This is a genomic window from Psychrobacillus sp. MER TA 171 (assembly GCF_023713305.1).
Classification (GTDB): domain Bacteria; phylum Bacillota; class Bacilli; order Bacillales_A; family Planococcaceae; genus Psychrobacillus.
The window spans coordinates 74,221-90,045 of the sequence record NZ_JAMAWN010000008.1 but is presented as its reverse complement, the minus strand read 5'-3'; the positions used below and the strand labels follow the sequence as shown (position 1 = coordinate 90,045).

Annotated in this window: 18 protein-coding genes; 8 read left to right on the top strand and 10 right to left on the bottom strand. The window is 37.8% G+C overall.

From position 1 onward, the window contains the following. The first annotated feature begins 161 nt into the window (after window positions 1-161). The gene (locus M3627_RS09655; RefSeq protein WP_169359277.1) at window positions 162-1,820 is read left to right on the top strand and encodes a sulfite exporter TauE/SafE family protein; all 1,659 of its coding nucleotides are present in this window, start codon (window positions 162-164) and stop codon (window positions 1,818-1,820) included. A 37-nt stretch (window positions 1,821-1,857) separates the two neighbouring features. Here M3627_RS09655 and M3627_RS09650 read toward each other — a convergent pair whose 3' ends face one another. Together M3627_RS09650 and M3627_RS09645 are read right to left on the bottom strand one after the other, a co-directional pair. Continuing rightward, window positions 1,858-2,169 (bottom strand): spore coat protein, encoded by a 312-nt coding sequence (locus M3627_RS09650; protein WP_169359276.1) that lies wholly within the window; start codon window positions 2,167-2,169, stop codon window positions 1,858-1,860. A 20-nt stretch (window positions 2,170-2,189) separates the two neighbouring features. After that, entirely contained in the window at window positions 2,190-2,393 is a 204-nt protein-coding gene (locus M3627_RS09645; protein WP_169359275.1) for a YvdQ family spore coat protein, read from the bottom strand. A 127-nt stretch (window positions 2,394-2,520) separates the two neighbouring features. Between M3627_RS09645 and M3627_RS09640 the strand changes: the two genes are divergently transcribed. From M3627_RS09640 to M3627_RS09630, 3 genes are all read left to right on the top strand, one after another. Next, complete coding sequence (locus tag M3627_RS09640) at window positions 2,521-3,312, top strand: SDR family NAD(P)-dependent oxidoreductase (RefSeq protein ID WP_251555320.1); 792 nt, start codon at window positions 2,521-2,523, stop codon at window positions 3,310-3,312. A 79-nt stretch (window positions 3,313-3,391) separates the two neighbouring features. Then, window positions 3,392-4,213 (top strand): squalene/phytoene synthase family protein, encoded by an 822-nt coding sequence (locus M3627_RS09635; RefSeq protein WP_251555305.1) that lies wholly within the window; start codon window positions 3,392-3,394, stop codon window positions 4,211-4,213. A gap of 193 nt (window positions 4,214-4,406) precedes the next feature. Continuing rightward, window positions 4,407-4,847, top strand: a complete 441-nt coding sequence (locus M3627_RS09630) for a cell wall hydrolase (protein ID WP_251555303.1) — start codon at window positions 4,407-4,409, stop codon at window positions 4,845-4,847. Between the two features lie 293 nt (window positions 4,848-5,140). Here M3627_RS09630 and M3627_RS09625 read toward each other — a convergent pair whose 3' ends face one another. The 5 genes from M3627_RS09625 to M3627_RS09605 form a co-directional block, all read right to left on the bottom strand. Further along, window positions 5,141-6,475 carry an NAD(P)-binding domain-containing protein gene (locus M3627_RS09625; RefSeq protein ID WP_251555294.1) on the bottom strand — a complete coding sequence of 445 codons (1,335 nt, stop codon included), beginning with the start codon at window positions 6,473-6,475 and terminating at the stop codon, window positions 5,141-5,143. Between the two features lie 71 nt (window positions 6,476-6,546). Next, a complete protein-coding gene (locus M3627_RS09620; protein ID WP_251555292.1) occupies window positions 6,547-6,993 on the bottom strand; it encodes a MarR family winged helix-turn-helix transcriptional regulator in 447 nt (148 codons plus the stop codon). A gap of 89 nt (window positions 6,994-7,082) precedes the next feature. Next, window positions 7,083-7,502 carry an arsenate reductase (thioredoxin) gene (gene arsC / locus M3627_RS09615; protein WP_251555290.1) on the bottom strand — a complete coding sequence of 140 codons (420 nt, stop codon included), beginning with the start codon at window positions 7,500-7,502 and terminating at the stop codon, window positions 7,083-7,085. 19 nt (window positions 7,503-7,521) lie between these two features. Then, window positions 7,522-8,817, bottom strand: a complete 1,296-nt coding sequence (locus tag M3627_RS09610; protein ID WP_251555288.1) for an arsenic transporter — start codon at window positions 8,815-8,817, stop codon at window positions 7,522-7,524. An 18-nt stretch (window positions 8,818-8,835) separates the two neighbouring features. After that, window positions 8,836-9,171: an ArsR/SmtB family transcription factor gene (locus M3627_RS09605; protein WP_240949684.1), complete on the bottom strand. Its 336-nt coding sequence runs from the start codon at window positions 9,169-9,171 to the stop codon at window positions 8,836-8,838. Between the two features lie 138 nt (window positions 9,172-9,309). Between M3627_RS09605 and M3627_RS09600 the strand changes: the two genes are divergently transcribed. After that, window positions 9,310-9,735: a GatB/YqeY domain-containing protein gene (locus tag M3627_RS09600; RefSeq protein WP_251555286.1), complete on the top strand. Its 426-nt coding sequence runs from the start codon at window positions 9,310-9,312 to the stop codon at window positions 9,733-9,735. 323 nt (window positions 9,736-10,058) lie between these two features. Here M3627_RS09600 and M3627_RS09595 read toward each other — a convergent pair whose 3' ends face one another. Continuing rightward, window positions 10,059-11,252, bottom strand: a complete 1,194-nt coding sequence (locus tag M3627_RS09595) for a class I SAM-dependent rRNA methyltransferase (RefSeq protein WP_169359266.1) — start codon at window positions 11,250-11,252, stop codon at window positions 10,059-10,061. 186 nt (window positions 11,253-11,438) lie between these two features. Between M3627_RS09595 and M3627_RS09590 the strand changes: the two genes are divergently transcribed. Beyond that, window positions 11,439-11,678, top strand: coding sequence for a hypothetical protein (locus M3627_RS09590; protein ID WP_251555282.1), 240 nt, complete (start codon window positions 11,439-11,441; stop codon window positions 11,676-11,678). 40 nt (window positions 11,679-11,718) lie between these two features. Beyond that, the gene (recQ, locus tag M3627_RS09585; RefSeq protein ID WP_251555280.1) at window positions 11,719-13,485 is read left to right on the top strand and encodes a DNA helicase RecQ; all 1,767 of its coding nucleotides are present in this window, start codon (window positions 11,719-11,721) and stop codon (window positions 13,483-13,485) included. Here the strand turns inward: recQ and M3627_RS09580 are convergent. Beyond that, window positions 13,470-13,691, bottom strand: a complete 222-nt coding sequence (locus tag M3627_RS09580) for a DUF2187 family protein (RefSeq protein WP_169359263.1) — start codon at window positions 13,689-13,691, stop codon at window positions 13,470-13,472. The genes recQ and M3627_RS09580 overlap by 16 nt on opposite strands. A 248-nt stretch (window positions 13,692-13,939) precedes the next feature. Here M3627_RS09580 and M3627_RS09575 point away from each other — a divergent pair, with 248 nt between their 5' ends. Then, window positions 13,940-15,376, top strand: coding sequence for a DEAD/DEAH box helicase (locus tag M3627_RS09575; RefSeq protein WP_251555278.1), 1,437 nt, complete (start codon window positions 13,940-13,942; stop codon window positions 15,374-15,376). A 94-nt stretch (window positions 15,377-15,470) separates the two neighbouring features. Here the strand turns inward: M3627_RS09575 and M3627_RS09570 are convergent, their stop codons facing one another. Next, window positions 15,471-15,650: a DUF4083 family protein gene (locus M3627_RS09570; RefSeq protein ID WP_251555276.1), complete on the bottom strand. Its 180-nt coding sequence runs from the start codon at window positions 15,648-15,650 to the stop codon at window positions 15,471-15,473. Window positions 15,651-15,825: the final 175 nt, after the last annotated feature.

The window sequence follows — 15,825 nt, the reverse complement described above, 5'->3', positions numbered from 1 at the left end:
TTTTTGGTTAGAGTTCCGATTAGGAAGGAAGGGAACACCTGGCTATTAGAGCTGCTGTGATCCAGAATTGGTAAGAGTGAGGTCTATATGGGATAAAGTTTGAAACTATTTCTTCTTTCAACCGTATAAAGAAGTAGAAAAAAAGAAAGAAGGATGGATAAATGGCTTTTGTATTTATTATTTCAGCCGTAGTCGCAGTACTCACTGCATTATTAGTAGTCCCACTTGGCGGCGATCGTAAGGATAAAGTGTCTTCTATTGCTTTACTTGCAATCCTAACGTTCGTTGTAGTCGCAATCATATATTATGTAACAAATTTAGATAGAAACTGGACTGCCTTATGGCCGTGGCTAGTATTGATCACCTTTGCAGGAACGTTTTTGGCAAGAGGTGTAGAACAAAAGGTAAAAGGTATCCTTTTACTAGGAAGCTTAGCTTTAGCAATTTATATGCTATCAGCACCTGTGTGGAATGCTGATAAAAAGTATGAAGTAGCAAAAATGGATGAAGAAGTTGAAATTGAGGCATTCGATGAAACGAAAACACCAGCTAGTGTTCCTCCTAAGTTTGCGCGTAACAAAATGAAGAAGGCGTTTGGTCAAGTACCAGATACAAGCTACTATGAATTAGGTAATTTGCAAATTCAAAAGGTAAATGGCAAGTACGTATATATCGCACCGGTAGAATTTTCAGGATTCTTCAAATGGTGGAATGGAGACGTTACGCCAGGTTATTTCACAATGAGTGCAACTGATTCAGCGGATAACCCTAAATTTGTGAAATCCCAAATGACCTATACACCATCGTCATTTCTTCATAAAAACTTAGAAAGACATATGCGTATGAAGCATCCGACTAAAATTTTCTATGGAGATGCCCAATTAGAAATCGATGAAGATGGAAAACCATACTATATTCGTTCATACGGTAAATTTATCACTGCACGTAATGGCTTTGATGTAGAGGGGATCGTTGTTGTAGACCCAGCTACAGGTCAAACGGAATCATTTGCTTTAGCAGATGTACCTGAATTTATTGATGGTGCTGTTTCACCAGAAACTGTAAGCTTACAAAACAGTTATTATGGAAAATATGTACATGGTTTTATTAATAGCTTGATCGGTAAAAAAGAAGTGAAGCTTCCTTCAGACGAAGGGACGGAGGCTAATGTAAGTCCTATCTTCACTGAAAACGGAGAAATGTATTATTTTACAGATTTCACTAGCCCTAAAGAAGGCGTGGACTCTATGCTGGGTTACTCCTTAACTGACGGTCGAACTGGTAAAGCTACCTATTACACTGGTAACCTAGAGGATTCCTATATGGACTCACAAGGTGCACTTCAAATTATTGAAAAGAAATTTATTGAAAAGAAATGGTCTGGTGAGATGCCTGTTCTCTATAATTTTTATGGAGAAGCAAGCTGGCTAACACCAGTATTAGACTCAAACGGGTTTCTACAAAACTACTTTATCGTGTCAGCAGCGAACCCGGAAATCTCTGTTTACGGGAATACGCCAAATGAAGCGTTAAAACTTTATAAAACAGCTATTCAGCGTGGTGGAAGCACTGTAGACGGTAGTTCTAGCGCCGAGGAAAAATCAGTGTCTGGTACAGTAGTTCGTGTATTTAAAGAACGTGTAGGAGACTTCACCCAAGTATCGTTCCTACTAGACAATAAAGCAAATTACATTGTCTCTTCGGAAATGGCACCATTCGTTGTATACATGGAAGTGGGCGACAAGGTACAGGTGAAATACTTAGAGACTGGCGAGCTATTCTTACCAGTGAAGGAAGTAACGATAGAGGGAATTGAGTAGTGCTATAAAAAAGGGATTTGGAGTTATCTCCGAATCCCTATTTTTTCGCTAAATTTAAGGCAATATCAGCTTTTTCTAAGTCATGCTCCATTTGTTCGTTTAAATCATACGCGTGATACATTTCGTTTTTAATCATGTATTGTGCGATTTTATCATGTGTATCAATGGCAGTATCCAACTCACGACGCAGCAGCTTCTTAACAGAAGGAGTCGCAGTTTCCGTAATTGCAGTAGCTAGGTTTCTAACAGCTGCTTTAGAAGTAATTAATAAATCGGTAGCAATTGCTAAGTCGTCAATCATTGCCATTTCTTGTTGTTCTGTTTTTGTTTCCTCTTTTTTAGTAGCCATTTTAAATTCCTCCTAATTAATTATTTGCTTGCGTCTGCAAGGACTTTTCTTAAATCCTTAATAGCCTTTGTAGAAAGCTCTAAGTCTTCCTCTAAAATTTCTTTTAATTTTTTGTCTTGTACTAAATCCATAAATAATTTACTTTTTGCGACACAAGAAGTTTTAAAGATTAACACCTCGTGCACCTCTAGTTGTTCGTGCAATGCCAGTTCTTTAGTAGCCATTTGAAATCCTCCTATGCAAGATTATTTGTTTTAAATCATTTACCCCCTTTTATTTCCTTTTAATCCTAAAAAGTTTTACTTGAAATAAATTTCAGTCTTTCATTTAAATAGAAAGGGAGAAGGATATTTGAAAGGAGACAGAAGGAAGGATATGCTAATAGAATCAGTAGTTAAAGGAGGAGAAAAGATGGACGTAGTTATCGTAACTGGATCCACTAGCGGGATCGGACAAGAGCTTGTAAAACAACTTATAGATAAAGATAAGAAAGTATTTGGTATTGCAAGGGGAGAAAGTAAGCTTGAACATCCTAATTATCATCACGTTCTATTAGATTTAGCAGCAACCGAAAAGGTAGCAGAAACTCTAGAAGAGCTGTTGAATAACGTGATAGAAGAGGCAACATCACTGACCCTTATCAATAATGCAGGAACCATCGAACCAATAGGAACAGCTGGAGAGATAGATTCTAATCTAGTGGCTAAAAGCATTGCGGTAAACTTAACTGCACCTATGATATTAACTGGAACGTTTATAAGAATGACAGAACAAAGAGAAATTCCGAAAAAGGTTATGCAAATTTCTTCTGGCGCTGGTCGAAATGGGTATGAGGGGTGGAGCAGTTATTGTGCTGGGAAGGCAGGACTTGATCGTTTTACAGAAGCAGTACAGCTAGAGGAATCCAGGAAAACAAATGGTGTAAAGCTAGTATCTATTGCTCCAGGAATTATTGACACGAACATGCAGGGGAAAATTCGTGAAGCTTCAGAAAGTGAATTTGCGTTGGTAAATAAATTTAAAGAGTATAAAGTGTCTGGTCAGCTAAGTAGTGCAGAGAAAGTTGCATCCAAGCTGATAGGTTTTTTGGAAAGTGATCAATATTATACTAGTGAAGTTGTAACAGATTTACGACAACTGTAAGGAGTCATTTTATCTTTTAGGCAAAATCCGATACAATAGAGGGTATAGAATCTTGAACGTGAAATGGAGGCGCCTAGTTGTGCGTGAAGTAGCAACATTACAAAAAGAAGCAATGGATATGCTAAAGAAAACAAGCAGAACCTTTTATATTCCAATTACTTTTTTAGAGCCCACTCTGAAAAAGGCGGTTGCTTCTGCATATCTTTGTATGCGTGCAATTGATGAGATTGAAGACCACGAAACATTGGATGCAATAGTAAAGCAACGTTTACTGTTAGAAACTAGCAAGATGCTTGTAAATGGTTTTGACAAAAAAGAATATGAACTACTTGTAGCTCCGTATCAGGAGCAATTACCAGCAGTTTCTCTACGACTTGGCGACTGGCTTGAAATCTGCCCAACAGATTTAGTGGCTACTGTTAAGACCTATACCGCTGAAATGGCAGAGGGAATGGCGAAGTGGGTAGAGAAGGAATGGCAAGTAAAAACAAAAGAAGACCTAGACGAGTATACCTACTATGTAGCTGGACTTGTTGGTGTAATGCTTTCTGAGCTATGGAAGTGGAATGCAGATATTGAAACTGACCGCGATTTAGCAATAGCGTACGGGAGAGGCTTGCAAGCAGTAAATATATTAAGAAATAAAGACGAAGACAAAGAGCGAGGGGTGCAATTCTTCCCCGAGGGATGGACACGAGCGGATATGTTTGAATATGCGGAGGACAACCTATCTAAAGCAGACGAATATATAAAAAGCATTAACCGTAAAAGCATCCTACTATTCTGTAAGCTGCCACTTGCGCTAGCACATAAAACATTAAAAGCGTTGAAGAGCGGTAAAGAAAAAATGAGTCGCTCCGAAGTAGAAGAAACAGTAGTTGAAGTACAAGCAGAAGTTTAAAAGTGTATAGACTAAAGCAATCTCGAGATGTAGTGTCTCGAGATTTTTTAATAGGCTGATTAAAGTGAAAGATTTAATAACCTAAAAGAATAGGGAGTATCGATCCCTATAAATATGGTTACTTGTTTTAAAGGGTATTGTACAAAATGACATAATTCGGGCTTTTTTCATATAGTATCTAGGGGGTGAAAAAATGGCTAGAGTTAAATACCGAGATAAAGATGTTGACCTCATGGCAAGGATGATGAGAGCAGAAGCTGAAGGTGAAGGTAAGCAAGGGATGTTATATGTTGGAAATGTAATTGTAAACCGTGCTAAAGCCGATTGTTTAGACTTTAGAGATGTAAGGTCTATTGAGGATGTCATTTTTCAGGTACAAGGGGGCAATTATTCTTTTGAAGCCGTTCAAAAAGGTAATTTATTTTATGAAAGAGCGAGAGGTACTGAAAAAAAGTTAGCAAAGCAGGCTTTGGACTATTGGAGAGAACAACCAGCGAAATATGCATTGTGGTATTTTAATCCATACGCTCCGTGTCCTCCGACTTGGTATGGTCAACCTTTTTCAGGTCAATATAAAGATCATTGTTTTTATGAACCAGCAGCCGGAACATGCGAAAGCGTTTATATAGGCTAGGTTATACAGTATTTTAAATCTGGAGTTTTAGTGGAATTTAATGTTCTTCAATAAGTCTATTTGTAAGACATATTCAGATAAAATGAATATGTCTATTTTTTGAGCATAGTTTTATAAATCACTGGAGATAGATGAAAATATAGCAGTCATTTTTACTTCTACTAAATAAAGTACTTATATTCAAAAGAAAAACACCTCCGATTGAAAATTAAGGTAGTGTATACCCATTTTTCAACGAAAGATGTTTTTATTTGTCTAATGTAATCCCAGCTAAGATTATATATGAGCAAAGCTTAACAGCAGCTAGAAGTAGGGTCTTGAATATTCACACTACAAACTCCCGTTTCAGGTAAATCTAACTCAACTTTTTTGGCCGCAACCAAATCCCCAGTTAAATACGCAACGATAGAGCGCACCTGCTCGTATCCCGTGGCCATTAGAAAAGTAGGTGCCCGTCCGTAGCTTTTCATCCCAACAATATAATAGTTCTTTTCAGGCTGTCTTAATTCCTCTTCTCCATGGGGGCGAACAGTTCCGCAGCTATGGATATTTGGATCAATTAATGGGGCGATCGCTGTCACGCTTTCAGTTACTGGATCGATATCCAATCGAATCTCTCTTGTTAAAGAAAAATCTGGTCGACTACCTGTATTTGCAATAATTTCATCGACGGGAGGTAGAGTGGTAACCTGCCCCTGAGATTCACCTTCTATAATGATTCCATTTTCTGTTTTTGCTAAGTGATGAATAAGAAATGGTGTGAATACCCGCACTTTGCCGGCATCTACTAGCTGGTGTACTTTACTGCCTAATTCACCTCGAGCTGCCAGGGCATCCTTGTCTTCTCCTCCAAATGCCGCTTCAACATTTCTTTTTCTCATAATCCACATGATTTCAACTTTGTCATCTAATTGAGCTAGCTCTAAAATCGAATTAATCGCAGAATGACCACCACCAACAACAGCTACTCGTTTTCCTTTATATTTGTCTAGAGCAGAGCCATGTACATTAGGAATTCCGTAATAAATATGGTCTTTTAAATCTTTTTCAGCATTTGTCCATATGTTGTCGGCATTAATTGGATTGGGGGAAGACCATGTTCCAGTTGCGTCAATAACTGCTCGAGTCTCTAGTCTCTTTAATTGTCCTGCTTGCTCCATGTACAAAATGAAGGGTACATCTGATCGATTTGCAGTTTTCATCTTGTCTAATCCCTTTTTGCTAATGGATACTACTTTCGTGTTAAGTGAAAGTGAAGACTTTATTTCGGGTATTTTTGCTAAAGGCTCTAAATAGCTGCTAATTAGTTCTTTACCTAAAGGAAGATGCTCAGGATTTGGTGCAATCCATCCCTGTTTTTTCAATAATTTCTCCGCAACCTTATCTACATTATATTGCCATGGAGAAAACAAACGTACATGTTCCCAAGAAGAAATATGGTGTCCAACAGTACTTCCAGCTTCAAGAATGATAAAGTGTTCTCCTGCATTTACTAAGTGAGCAGCTGCTGCCAAGCCAATGGGGCCAGCACCTATAATGGCTATAGGTAGTTCTTTGTTTGGTTCAATCTTTTCAGGAGTGGAAGAACAGCATCCTGTGTTAATCGGCGTTAATTTAATTTGATTCATTATAGTAACCTCCAGTAATTTATTTGTAATTTGCAACTATATAATATTTTATTAAGCAAGCTTTCGCTTGCTCAAAGTAACGGAGTACAGCATACCGTGGATTTAGCCATTGCCTGATTCAATAATTGAATGGAGCGTATGACAGTTTCTTTTTCAAACTCATTCATATGTGAAAATACTTCCTCTAAATAATCATTCATCGATTGATCGATTGTTGTAGCGACAAATTTTCCTTGAGTGGTTAAAGAAAGCAGGGACACTCTTTTATCTTTAGGTGATGGACATTTCTTTACTAATTCCATTTTAATTAATGTTTGAATCTGTCGACTAAAGGTAGTGATATCCACTGCAAGAATATCTGCAATTTGTTGCATAGAACGATCGGGGTGTTTATCAATTTCATATAGAATATGGCTTTGAATAGTTGAAATATCAACAGAACCTACTGAACAACAATTTTTGTTTAATAGTCCAAAGCGACGCGTTAGTATTTGAAATAGCTCCCGTTTGTTATCCATGTGGTTCACCTCTAATAAAGTATAGGGTCATTACTTGTAAAATGCAACTAATTAATAAAAATTTCGAGCATAAGTGCTCGAAATCATACTTATTCACCCGTTTTCGCGAAGTGCCTAATTCTTTCACCAATCTCATCGCGAACTCGTTGGAAGACGCTCCATTTTTCTTCTTCAGATCCTTTTGCTTTAGCAGGGTCATCAAATCCCCAATGCACTCTTTTCACATGGGGTGGTGTTACTGGACATTTGTCGGCAGCATCGCCACATAGAGTAACGACTAATTCGGCGTGATGGAGTGTGTCCATGTCAATAAGATCTGAGGTTTGATTGGAAATATTGATATCTACCTCATTCATGGCCTTTATAGCATTAGGATTAAGGCCGTGTGCTTCAATTCCAGCACTTTTTACAATCCATTCGTCACTTAAATATTGTTTTGCCCAACCCTCTGCCATTTGACTTCTGCATGAGTTACCGGTGCATAAAAAGTATATGATTTTGTTGGTCATTGTAGTTTTGCTCCTTTAGTTAATAGGCTAGTAAGGAAAGATATAAACCCAATAGTGTGATGAATAAAATAGGGACTGTTAACAGGAGACCTGTTTTAAAATAGATTCCCCAAGATATTTTAACGCCTTTTTGAGAAAGGACATGCAACCATACAAGTGTTGCAAGAGACCCGATAGGTGTAATTTTTGGTCCCAAATCAGAGCCAATAATATTGGCATAAATAAGTGCCTCCCGGATTGTACCGGTAGTATTCGTCTCGGCGATTGCAAGTGCATCAATCATTACCGTTGGCATATTGTTCATAATGGATGATAGAAACGCAGCGATGAACCCCATAGACATGGTTGCAGTAAATAAGCCATATCCAGCAGCAGTCTCAATAACCCCCGCCAAGGCATGAGTCAATCCTGCATTTCCTAGTCCGTAAACAACTACATACATACCAATAGAAAAGAAGACAATATTCCATGGTGCACCTTTAATTACCGTGCGAGTATGGACAACGGAACTCTTTCTTGCCATAACGATAAAAAATATGGCAACCACGCCAGCTACAAATGACACAGGTAACCCTATAAACTCACTTGTGAAATAGCCGACTAATAGAATAGCAAGCACATACCAGGACAAGCGGAACATAGACGTATCTTTTATAGCCTCCTTAGGCTGTTTAAGCATGGTTAAGTCGTACGTTCTCGGGATACTTTTTCTAAAGTAAACCAGCAAAACTGTAATAGTGGCAATTAAAGAAAATATATTTGGCAAAATCATTCGAGATGCATATTCTATAAATCCAATGCCAAAGAAATCAGCAGAAACGATATTTACTAGATTACTGACGACAAAGGGTAAAGAAGTCGTATCGGCTATAAAACCACTAGCCATAATAAAAGGAAAAATCATTTTCTCTGTAAAATTTAAGTTGCGAACCATTGCCAATACGATAGGGGTAAGGATCAAAGCAGCTCCGTCATTAGCAAAGAACGCTGCAACTACCGCCCCTAGTAGACTGACATAGACAAACATTTTAATACCATTGCTTTTTGCTACTCTAGCCATATGAAGGGCAGCCCATTCAAATAGACCAATTTCATCTAAAATCAATGAAATTAGAATAATTGCTATAAAAGATAGGGTAGCATTCCAGGTGATGTCTATTACTGTTAGGACATCATTAAATCCGACCACGCCAACTAACAACGCGACAACGGCTCCTGCGCAGGCAGACCAGCCGATATTCAAGCCTCTAGGCTGCCAAATGACAAAAATCAAAGTAACGATAAAAATAGTTGCTGCTAAAATAAGTGGTGACAATATAGAAACCTCCAATAATTACTTACATGAAATACGTCTTCCTTGTTCCTCTAGCTGTTGCAGGTAAAAGTCTTGGTTTGGCAAATGTTCGAGCAAGCCTTGTACGAGTGAAAAGAGCTCCTGATTTCTATTTAGCGAATAAATAATCCATTGGCCTCTTCTAGATTCTTGAACTAAGCCTGCATCCTTTAGCTTTTTTAAATGCTGACTAATTGCAGGCTGACTCGTCTTGAAAATCTCCACAAATTCACAAACACAATAATCATGCGATTCCAGCATCTTAAGCATTGTAAGTCTGGTTTTATCACCGAGTAGCTTGAAAAGATTCGCAGCACGTTCGATTTCTTGTTCCAAGAGTAATCCATCCTTTATATAAGTGTTTGCTTATATAATACTTTGCTTATATGCTCGAGTGCAACTAAATTTTACAGTAGGAGAAGAGGTGGACTATAATAAAATATATGGAACGTAAAGTAGAAGGGAAGTATTTAAATGTTAAAAACAGCAGTATTTGAACAATTGAAGCAAGCGATGCGTGATAAAGATGTGTTATCAAAAGGTGTATTGACTCTTTTAAAAGCAGCTTTAGATAAAGCTGAAAAAGAAAAAGGTGCTACTCTAACGCAAGAAGAGGAAGTAGCAGTGGTAAATCGTGAAGTAAAACAAACGAACCAAGCATTGGACGGAGCCAAAGATGCGGGGCGTGAGGATTTAATTGAAAAAGAGGAAGCGAAGCTAGAATTATTAAAGAGCTTCTTGCCTAAACAATTAAGTGAAGAAGAAATTGCTACAGCTCTTACAGAAGCAGGAGTTACTAAGGGGATGAACATGGGTGACGCAATGAAAATTGCTAAACCTTTACTTTCAGGAAAAGCAGATGGAGCAACAATGTCTAAAGTAGTTAAAAGGTTAATTTAAAAAAAGGAGGGGCGTGACTCAAAAAGTCATGCCCCTCCTCTATATATTAAATCGATTAAACTTTGCAGAAACGGAAGAGAACCTTGCAGAGATCGACTAAAACCTTGCAGAGATGGTAGAGAACCTTGCGGAGACAAGTGAGAACCTTGCACAGATCAGCTCAAACCTTGCGGAAACCGGCAAGAACCTTGCAACAAGAGATAAACCTTGCACAGATCAGCTTAAATCTTGCGGAAACAATCAAGAACCTTGCAGTAACCGGAAACCTGCCCTTCCTTCTTACCTCATTTGCATATCAAGCCTAAGTAGTGCTTACGCTTTTCTTATTTTGCCCGGATGAAAAGTACTTTTAAATAGTTACCTTCTTTGAAGAGAGGGGAAGTACGGAAATCACTTGGTAACGAGAATTCATCCTCAATGACATACTTTCGATTGCTTTCGTTAAATGCCTTTTCCACAAAGGTCTTAAATTTCTTCATGCCAAAGGTTGCATTGTTTGTGGAGGCAACAATTACCCCATTCTTTTCTGTTATCGCAATGGCATCCATTAATAATTTTGTATAATCCTTAGCAGAACTGAACGTATACTTCTTCGAGCGGGCAAAGCTAGGGGGATCTAAAATAACCATGTCAAAAGATAATTCTTTACGCTTGGCATATTTGAAATAATCGAAGACATCCATCACGATAATATCCTGTTCTTCAACATTAATCCCGTTTATTTCAAATTGCTCTGTCGTTTTACTTAAACTGCGTTTTGCTAAATCGACACTTGTTGTCTTTTTTGCACCGCCAGCTGCAGCAAATACCGAAAAAGCACCAGTATAGGAGAATGTATTGAGAACCGTTTTTCCTTTTGCATACTCATCGCGTATTTTTTTTCGAACCTCTCGCTGATCTAGGAAGACTCCGACCATCGCTCCATCGTTTAAGTAGATAGCAAAGTTTTCCCCATTTTCTTTTACTAAGAGAGGGAACTCCCCGCGTTCGCCTTTAACGAAATCGTCGTCTTCTAAGTACTGACCCTTCGTATCAAAGCGCTTCTTCTCATAAATTCCTTTATAAGAAGGTACTGCTGATTCTAAAGCTTTTAAGATTTGCTCCTTAAATGCATAAATCCCTTCGCTGTACCAGCTAAGTAGATAAAATTCATCAAAATAATCGATCGTCAAACCGCCGATTCCGTCACCTTCTCCATTGAAGACGCGAAAGGCAGTTGTATCATCGTTTTCATAGTAATCTTTTCGGTGCTTTAATGCATTGGTAATTTTATTTTGAAAGAAACCAGTATCAATTGTCTCTGCTTCATTTTTAGTAAGCAGCCAACCAATTCCCTTGTTTTGCTTCCCGACATAGCCTTTGCCTATAAACTTTCCGCCAGGATTTCTGAGCTTTAGTATTGTTCCATCTATCAATGAGTCCGTCTCGTGAAAGCCATCCTTCAGTAAAACAGGAACCCCCTTCTGTAAATCTTGTGCTAGAGAGTCTTTTACTTTAATATCTATTTCTTTTTGCATACATTTCATCCTTCTAGTTATGTTTTCTCTATTATCACATAAGCAGCTATATTTAAAAAGGAACGAGGTTCCAGTTAATTAAGTAGCTTATAAATGACTTATTTAACTCGACGTTACACCCTCTTCGTCACATTCTTCCTATGAATTATGATATACTAATCTATATGTCGCGAAAGGAAGTTTGTTTTGAAAAAATCAAAAGTTATCATACCAATCATGGTAATTGTGGTCGTGTTGGCAGCCATTCTTTTATCTCAAGAAGAATATAATGAAGTCACTATTATAAATAAGATTCTTATCGCACTTGGTGCAGCTATTGTGTCCTCTTCCATAGGTTATATCCTCTTAAAACCAGACATCGACAAGGTAGATCCAAAACCATCAGCTAATCATACAGAGAATAAAAAGAAGGGAAGCGGAAAATAATCTGTTTCCCTTTTTACTTCACTAGATAGGAGCGACTAGCATGCTAGAAAATGCAACACAGTTACTACAGGAATATTATGGCTATGACTCTTTCAGAGAAGGACAAGAGAAAGTTATCAATTATGTAATGAATGGCAAATCGAGCCTGTGTGTTATGCCTACTGGAGGTGGTAAATCTCTTTGCTATCAAATTCCCTCTCTATTATTAGATGGGACGACCATAGTAATTTCGCCGTTGATTTCCTTGATGAAGGATCAGGTGGATACCTTATTGCAGGCAGGTATACCCGCAACATTCATAAATAGCACATTATCTTCTGAAGAAGTAAGAGAAACGATGGAAGAGGTTTTAAATGGCCAATATCGAATGCTTTATATAGCTCCAGAGCGTTTGGAATCACAAGCCTTTTTGAACCAATTAAAAAAAGTGAAGGTACCGTTAATCGCAGTCGATGAGGCACACTGTATCTCTCAGTGGGGTCATGATTTTCGTCCCAGCTACCGTGCGATTCATCGATTAAAGGATGTATTCACGAAACAGCCTGTTGTTCTTGCATTAACAGCAACAGCGACACCAGCCGTACGAGACGATATTTGTCGTCTATTACAAATTCGAGATGAAAATACGGTTATAACTGGATTTGCTCGTTCAAATCTATCGTTCTCTGTTGTGCTCGGACAAGATAAGAATAAATTTTTAAAAGAATTTATTAAAAAGAATGCACAGGAAGTCGGCATTATATATGCAGCAACGAGAAAAACAGTAGATTTGCTATATGATTTATTAAACAAGGCAGGTGTCCAAGCGGCTAAATACCATGCCGGATTACCTGAGGCTTTTAGAAACAAGGAGCAGGAGCGGTTTCTTACAGATGAGGCACAGGTTATGGTTGCTACAAATGCCTTTGGAATGGGAATTGATAAATCGAATGTTCGATATGTTATTCACTATCAGCTTCCTAAAAACATGGAAAGCTATTATCAAGAGGCTGGAAGAGCTGGCCGAGATGGACTACCGAGTGAATGTGTGGTTCTCTATGCATCGCAGGATGTACAAACACAGCGATTCTTAATCGATCAGGCATTAGACCGAGATAGAATTCCTCAAGAATTAGAAAAACTTCAAGGGATGGTAGATTATTGCCATACAGAAAACTGCTTACAGCAGTATATCGTGCAATATTTTGGAGAGCCCAATGGAGAAACTTGTGGTCAATGTGGAAATTGTACAGATTCTAGAGAAATGCAGGACGTTACAAAGGAAGTACAAATGGTTTTGTCTTGTGTGGTTAGAATGGGACAAAGATTTGGTAAGACGATTACCGCTCAGGTGCTAACAGGTTCAGAAAATAAAAAGGTAATAGAGTTTGGATTTCAAAAACTATCTACTTATGGGATATTAAAGGCTAAATCCTTAAAAGAAGTGTTAGGGCTTATGGAGTTTATGATTGCAGAAGGGTTACTTCTAGTGAAACAGGGAAGTATGCCGACGATTTATATTTCGGATGCAGGAAAAGAAGTATTGTTAGGTAAGAGAAAGATCATGCGTAAGGGAGTAGCGGTCACAAAGCAGATTGCTAAGAATGACCCGTTATTTGAAGGGTTAAGAGTGCTTCGGAAAAAAATTGCGGACGAAGCTGGTGTTCCACCGTTTGTTATATTTTCTGATAAAACATTACAAGACATGTGCGTAAAGCGTCCGCAAACCGAAGATGAGCTACTAGATGTACATGGAGTTGGTGCTAATAAGCGTGACAAATATGGTCAAGCTTTTCTAGAAGAAATACTCCGTTATATCACCGTATAGTTTTTATGTGATACTACTGTAAGATTCGAAGGAACATTAATTTTCTTCGCATCCTCCATAGATATTTCGACAATAACAGATTGCTCTAGGATTTTAAAAATAGTACCCTGTACTTCAACATCATTGCGTGTAAAAGAGATCTTCTCATCAATTTTCCGTGCTGCCACGAAAGGTGAAACATCCTTAGGTTGTCGTTGGAAACTCATGTATCTGCCTCTTTTCTAATATATTCACTCACAGAGCGATATAGTAATTATACCACAAAACTGGGTTGAAAATTGTAGTTTAAGATTATTAAAAAGAGATTCCCTACGAATATTGTCGAATTGTAGTTTGTCCAATGACACTAGCACATTTTATGTTTGAGATGACCTCATTTGCACATGATAGAAGTAAGGCAAGAAAAAGAACGCGGAAGATAAATTAGGCTTTAACTAAGAGGAGATTATGCAGAATGCATTTTAACGAATTTAAATTAGATGATAAAATATTGCAAGCAATTGAACAACTAGGTTACACAGAGCCAACAGAAGTCCAACAAAAGGTTATCCCAGTAGCCTTATCAAAGAAAGACATTCTGGTTAAATCGAAAACAGGTAGTGGGAAGACTGCAGCATTTGCCACTCCTTTATGTGAGCTAGTAGATTGGGAAGAAAATAAGCCACAAGCTTTAGTTTTAACCCCGACAAGAGAGCTTGCAGTGCAGGTTCAGGAAGACATCACAAATATCGGTCGCTATAAACGAATTAAAGGATTAGCGTTGTATGGAAAATCTCCATTTGCAAAGCAAAAGCTGGCATTAAAGCAAAAAACACATATTGTAGTTGGAACTCCAGGTCGTGTGTTAGACCATATAGAAAAAGGAACATTGGATGTATCCAAAATAGGATACTTAGTAATTGATGAAGCAGATGAAATGTTAAACATGGGCTTCCTTGAACAAGTAGAATCTATTATAAAACTGCTTCCTAAAAAACGTACGACTATGCTATTCTCTGCAACCTTGTCACAGGAGATAAAAACGTTGAGCGGCAGATATATGAATGATGCGGTATCAATAGAAATAGACGCAGCTGAAGAAGATACGCCTAAAATTGAGCATTTAAAATATATAGTGAAAGATGACCAGAAGCTAGCCTTCATAGAAAAGCTGACGATTACAGAAAATCCGGATAGCTGTATTGTATTTTGCCGGACAAAAGAGCGTGTAGATCAATTAGTAGACGCATTAGACAATAAAGGCTATACGGCAGATAAGATTCACGGTGGTATGATGCAGGAAGATCGCTTTGAGGTAATGGATGATTTCAGAAAAGGAGAATTCCGTTATTTGATCGCTACGGATGTCGCAGCACGTGGTATTGATATTGAAGATATTACGCACGTAGTACATTATGATGTGCCGTTAGAGCAAGAAAGCTATGTACACCGTACAGGTAGAACAGGAAGAGCTGGCAGAAGCGGAAAATCGATTATGCTTGCGACTCCTCATGAAGACAAATTTGTAAAAGAGATTGAAGCATTTATTGGCTTTGAAATTCCAACTGGTCGTGAAATTACGTCAGAAATGGTTGCTCAAAACAGAGCAGCGTTTGATTTGAAGATGCAGGAGCAGCCAGAAGCTAAGAAATCAAAAGGCGAGCAGCTGAATGTTAATATTACTAAGCTATATTTCAATGGTGGTAAGAAAAAGAAAATCAGAGCGGTAGACTTCGTAGGGACAATAGCCAAAATTGAGGGCGTTTCTGCTGACGACATCGGTATTATTACTATTCAAGATAACGTTTCATACGTTGAAATTCTAAATGGTAAAGGACCTCTAGTATTGAAAAAAATGAGAAACACAACGATTAAGGGTAAGCTTTTAAAAGTCCATATTGCGCATAAATAGGATATTTAATAGAAGAAGAAAAAACACCTCTAGAGAAGTGATCTAGAGGTGTTTTTTCTTCTTCATTTTACTCTCAGTGTAATAGCGTATAATATCAACTCTTATTTAGCTCATCTAACTTTTTCAATACGGCATCTAACTTTTGGTTTATTATTTGTTTTTCTTTAGTTGAGCTTCTTAAACCTTTAATAACGATAAAAATAATTGCAATAACTAGAACAATAAAAATCAAAAATATTAAAGTCGCTAAAACATCATCCAAATTCAAAGCCATTAATTACACCCCCTAAATGCATTTACTCGTTCTATACACATATGCCAATTTTCAGTAACGTCTTGTAATTACTTGTTTATTCTCCTCCAAATCAATGATGCCATAAGAAGCAAAACTCCAACTGACGCTCCTATAAGTTGGTCTACTAGGAGTTCATTGGTTCTTAAATAACGAA

What these genes read in the sequence shown, in the direction of transcription:
- M3627_RS09655 (WP_169359277.1), top strand. Translation starts at nt 162, where the DNA reads ATGGCTTTTGTATTTATTATTTCAGCCGTAGTCGCAGTACTCACTGCA.
- M3627_RS09650 (WP_169359276.1), bottom strand. Translation starts at nt 2,169, where the DNA reads ATGGCTACTAAAAAAGAGGAAACAAAAACAGAACAACAAGAAATGGCA.
- M3627_RS09645 (WP_169359275.1), bottom strand. Translation starts at nt 2,393, where the DNA reads ATGGCTACTAAAGAACTGGCATTGCACGAACAACTAGAGGTGCACGAG.
- M3627_RS09630 (WP_251555303.1), top strand. Translation starts at nt 4,407, where the DNA reads ATGGCTAGAGTTAAATACCGAGATAAAGATGTTGACCTCATGGCAAGG.
- M3627_RS09625 (WP_251555294.1), bottom strand. Translation starts at nt 6,475, where the DNA reads ATGAATCAAATTAAATTAACGCCGATTAACACAGGATGCTGTTCTTCC.
- M3627_RS09620 (WP_251555292.1), bottom strand. Translation starts at nt 6,993, where the DNA reads ATGGATAACAAACGGGAGCTATTTCAAATACTAACGCGTCGCTTTGGA.
- arsC (WP_251555290.1), bottom strand. Translation starts at nt 7,502, where the DNA reads ATGACCAACAAAATCATATACTTTTTATGCACCGGTAACTCATGCAGA.
- M3627_RS09600 (WP_251555286.1), top strand. Translation starts at nt 9,310, where the DNA reads ATGTTAAAAACAGCAGTATTTGAACAATTGAAGCAAGCGATGCGTGAT.
- M3627_RS09595 (WP_169359266.1), bottom strand. Translation starts at nt 11,252, where the DNA reads ATGCAAAAAGAAATAGATATTAAAGTAAAAGACTCTCTAGCACAAGAT.
- recQ (WP_251555280.1), top strand. Translation starts at nt 11,719, where the DNA reads ATGCTAGAAAATGCAACACAGTTACTACAGGAATATTATGGCTATGAC.
- M3627_RS09580 (WP_169359263.1), bottom strand. Translation starts at nt 13,691, where the DNA reads ATGAGTTTCCAACGACAACCTAAGGATGTTTCACCTTTCGTGGCAGCA.
- M3627_RS09575 (WP_251555278.1), top strand. Translation starts at nt 13,940, where the DNA reads ATGCATTTTAACGAATTTAAATTAGATGATAAAATATTGCAAGCAATT.
- M3627_RS09570 (WP_251555276.1), bottom strand. Translation starts at nt 15,650, where the DNA reads ATGGCTTTGAATTTGGATGATGTTTTAGCGACTTTAATATTTTTGATT.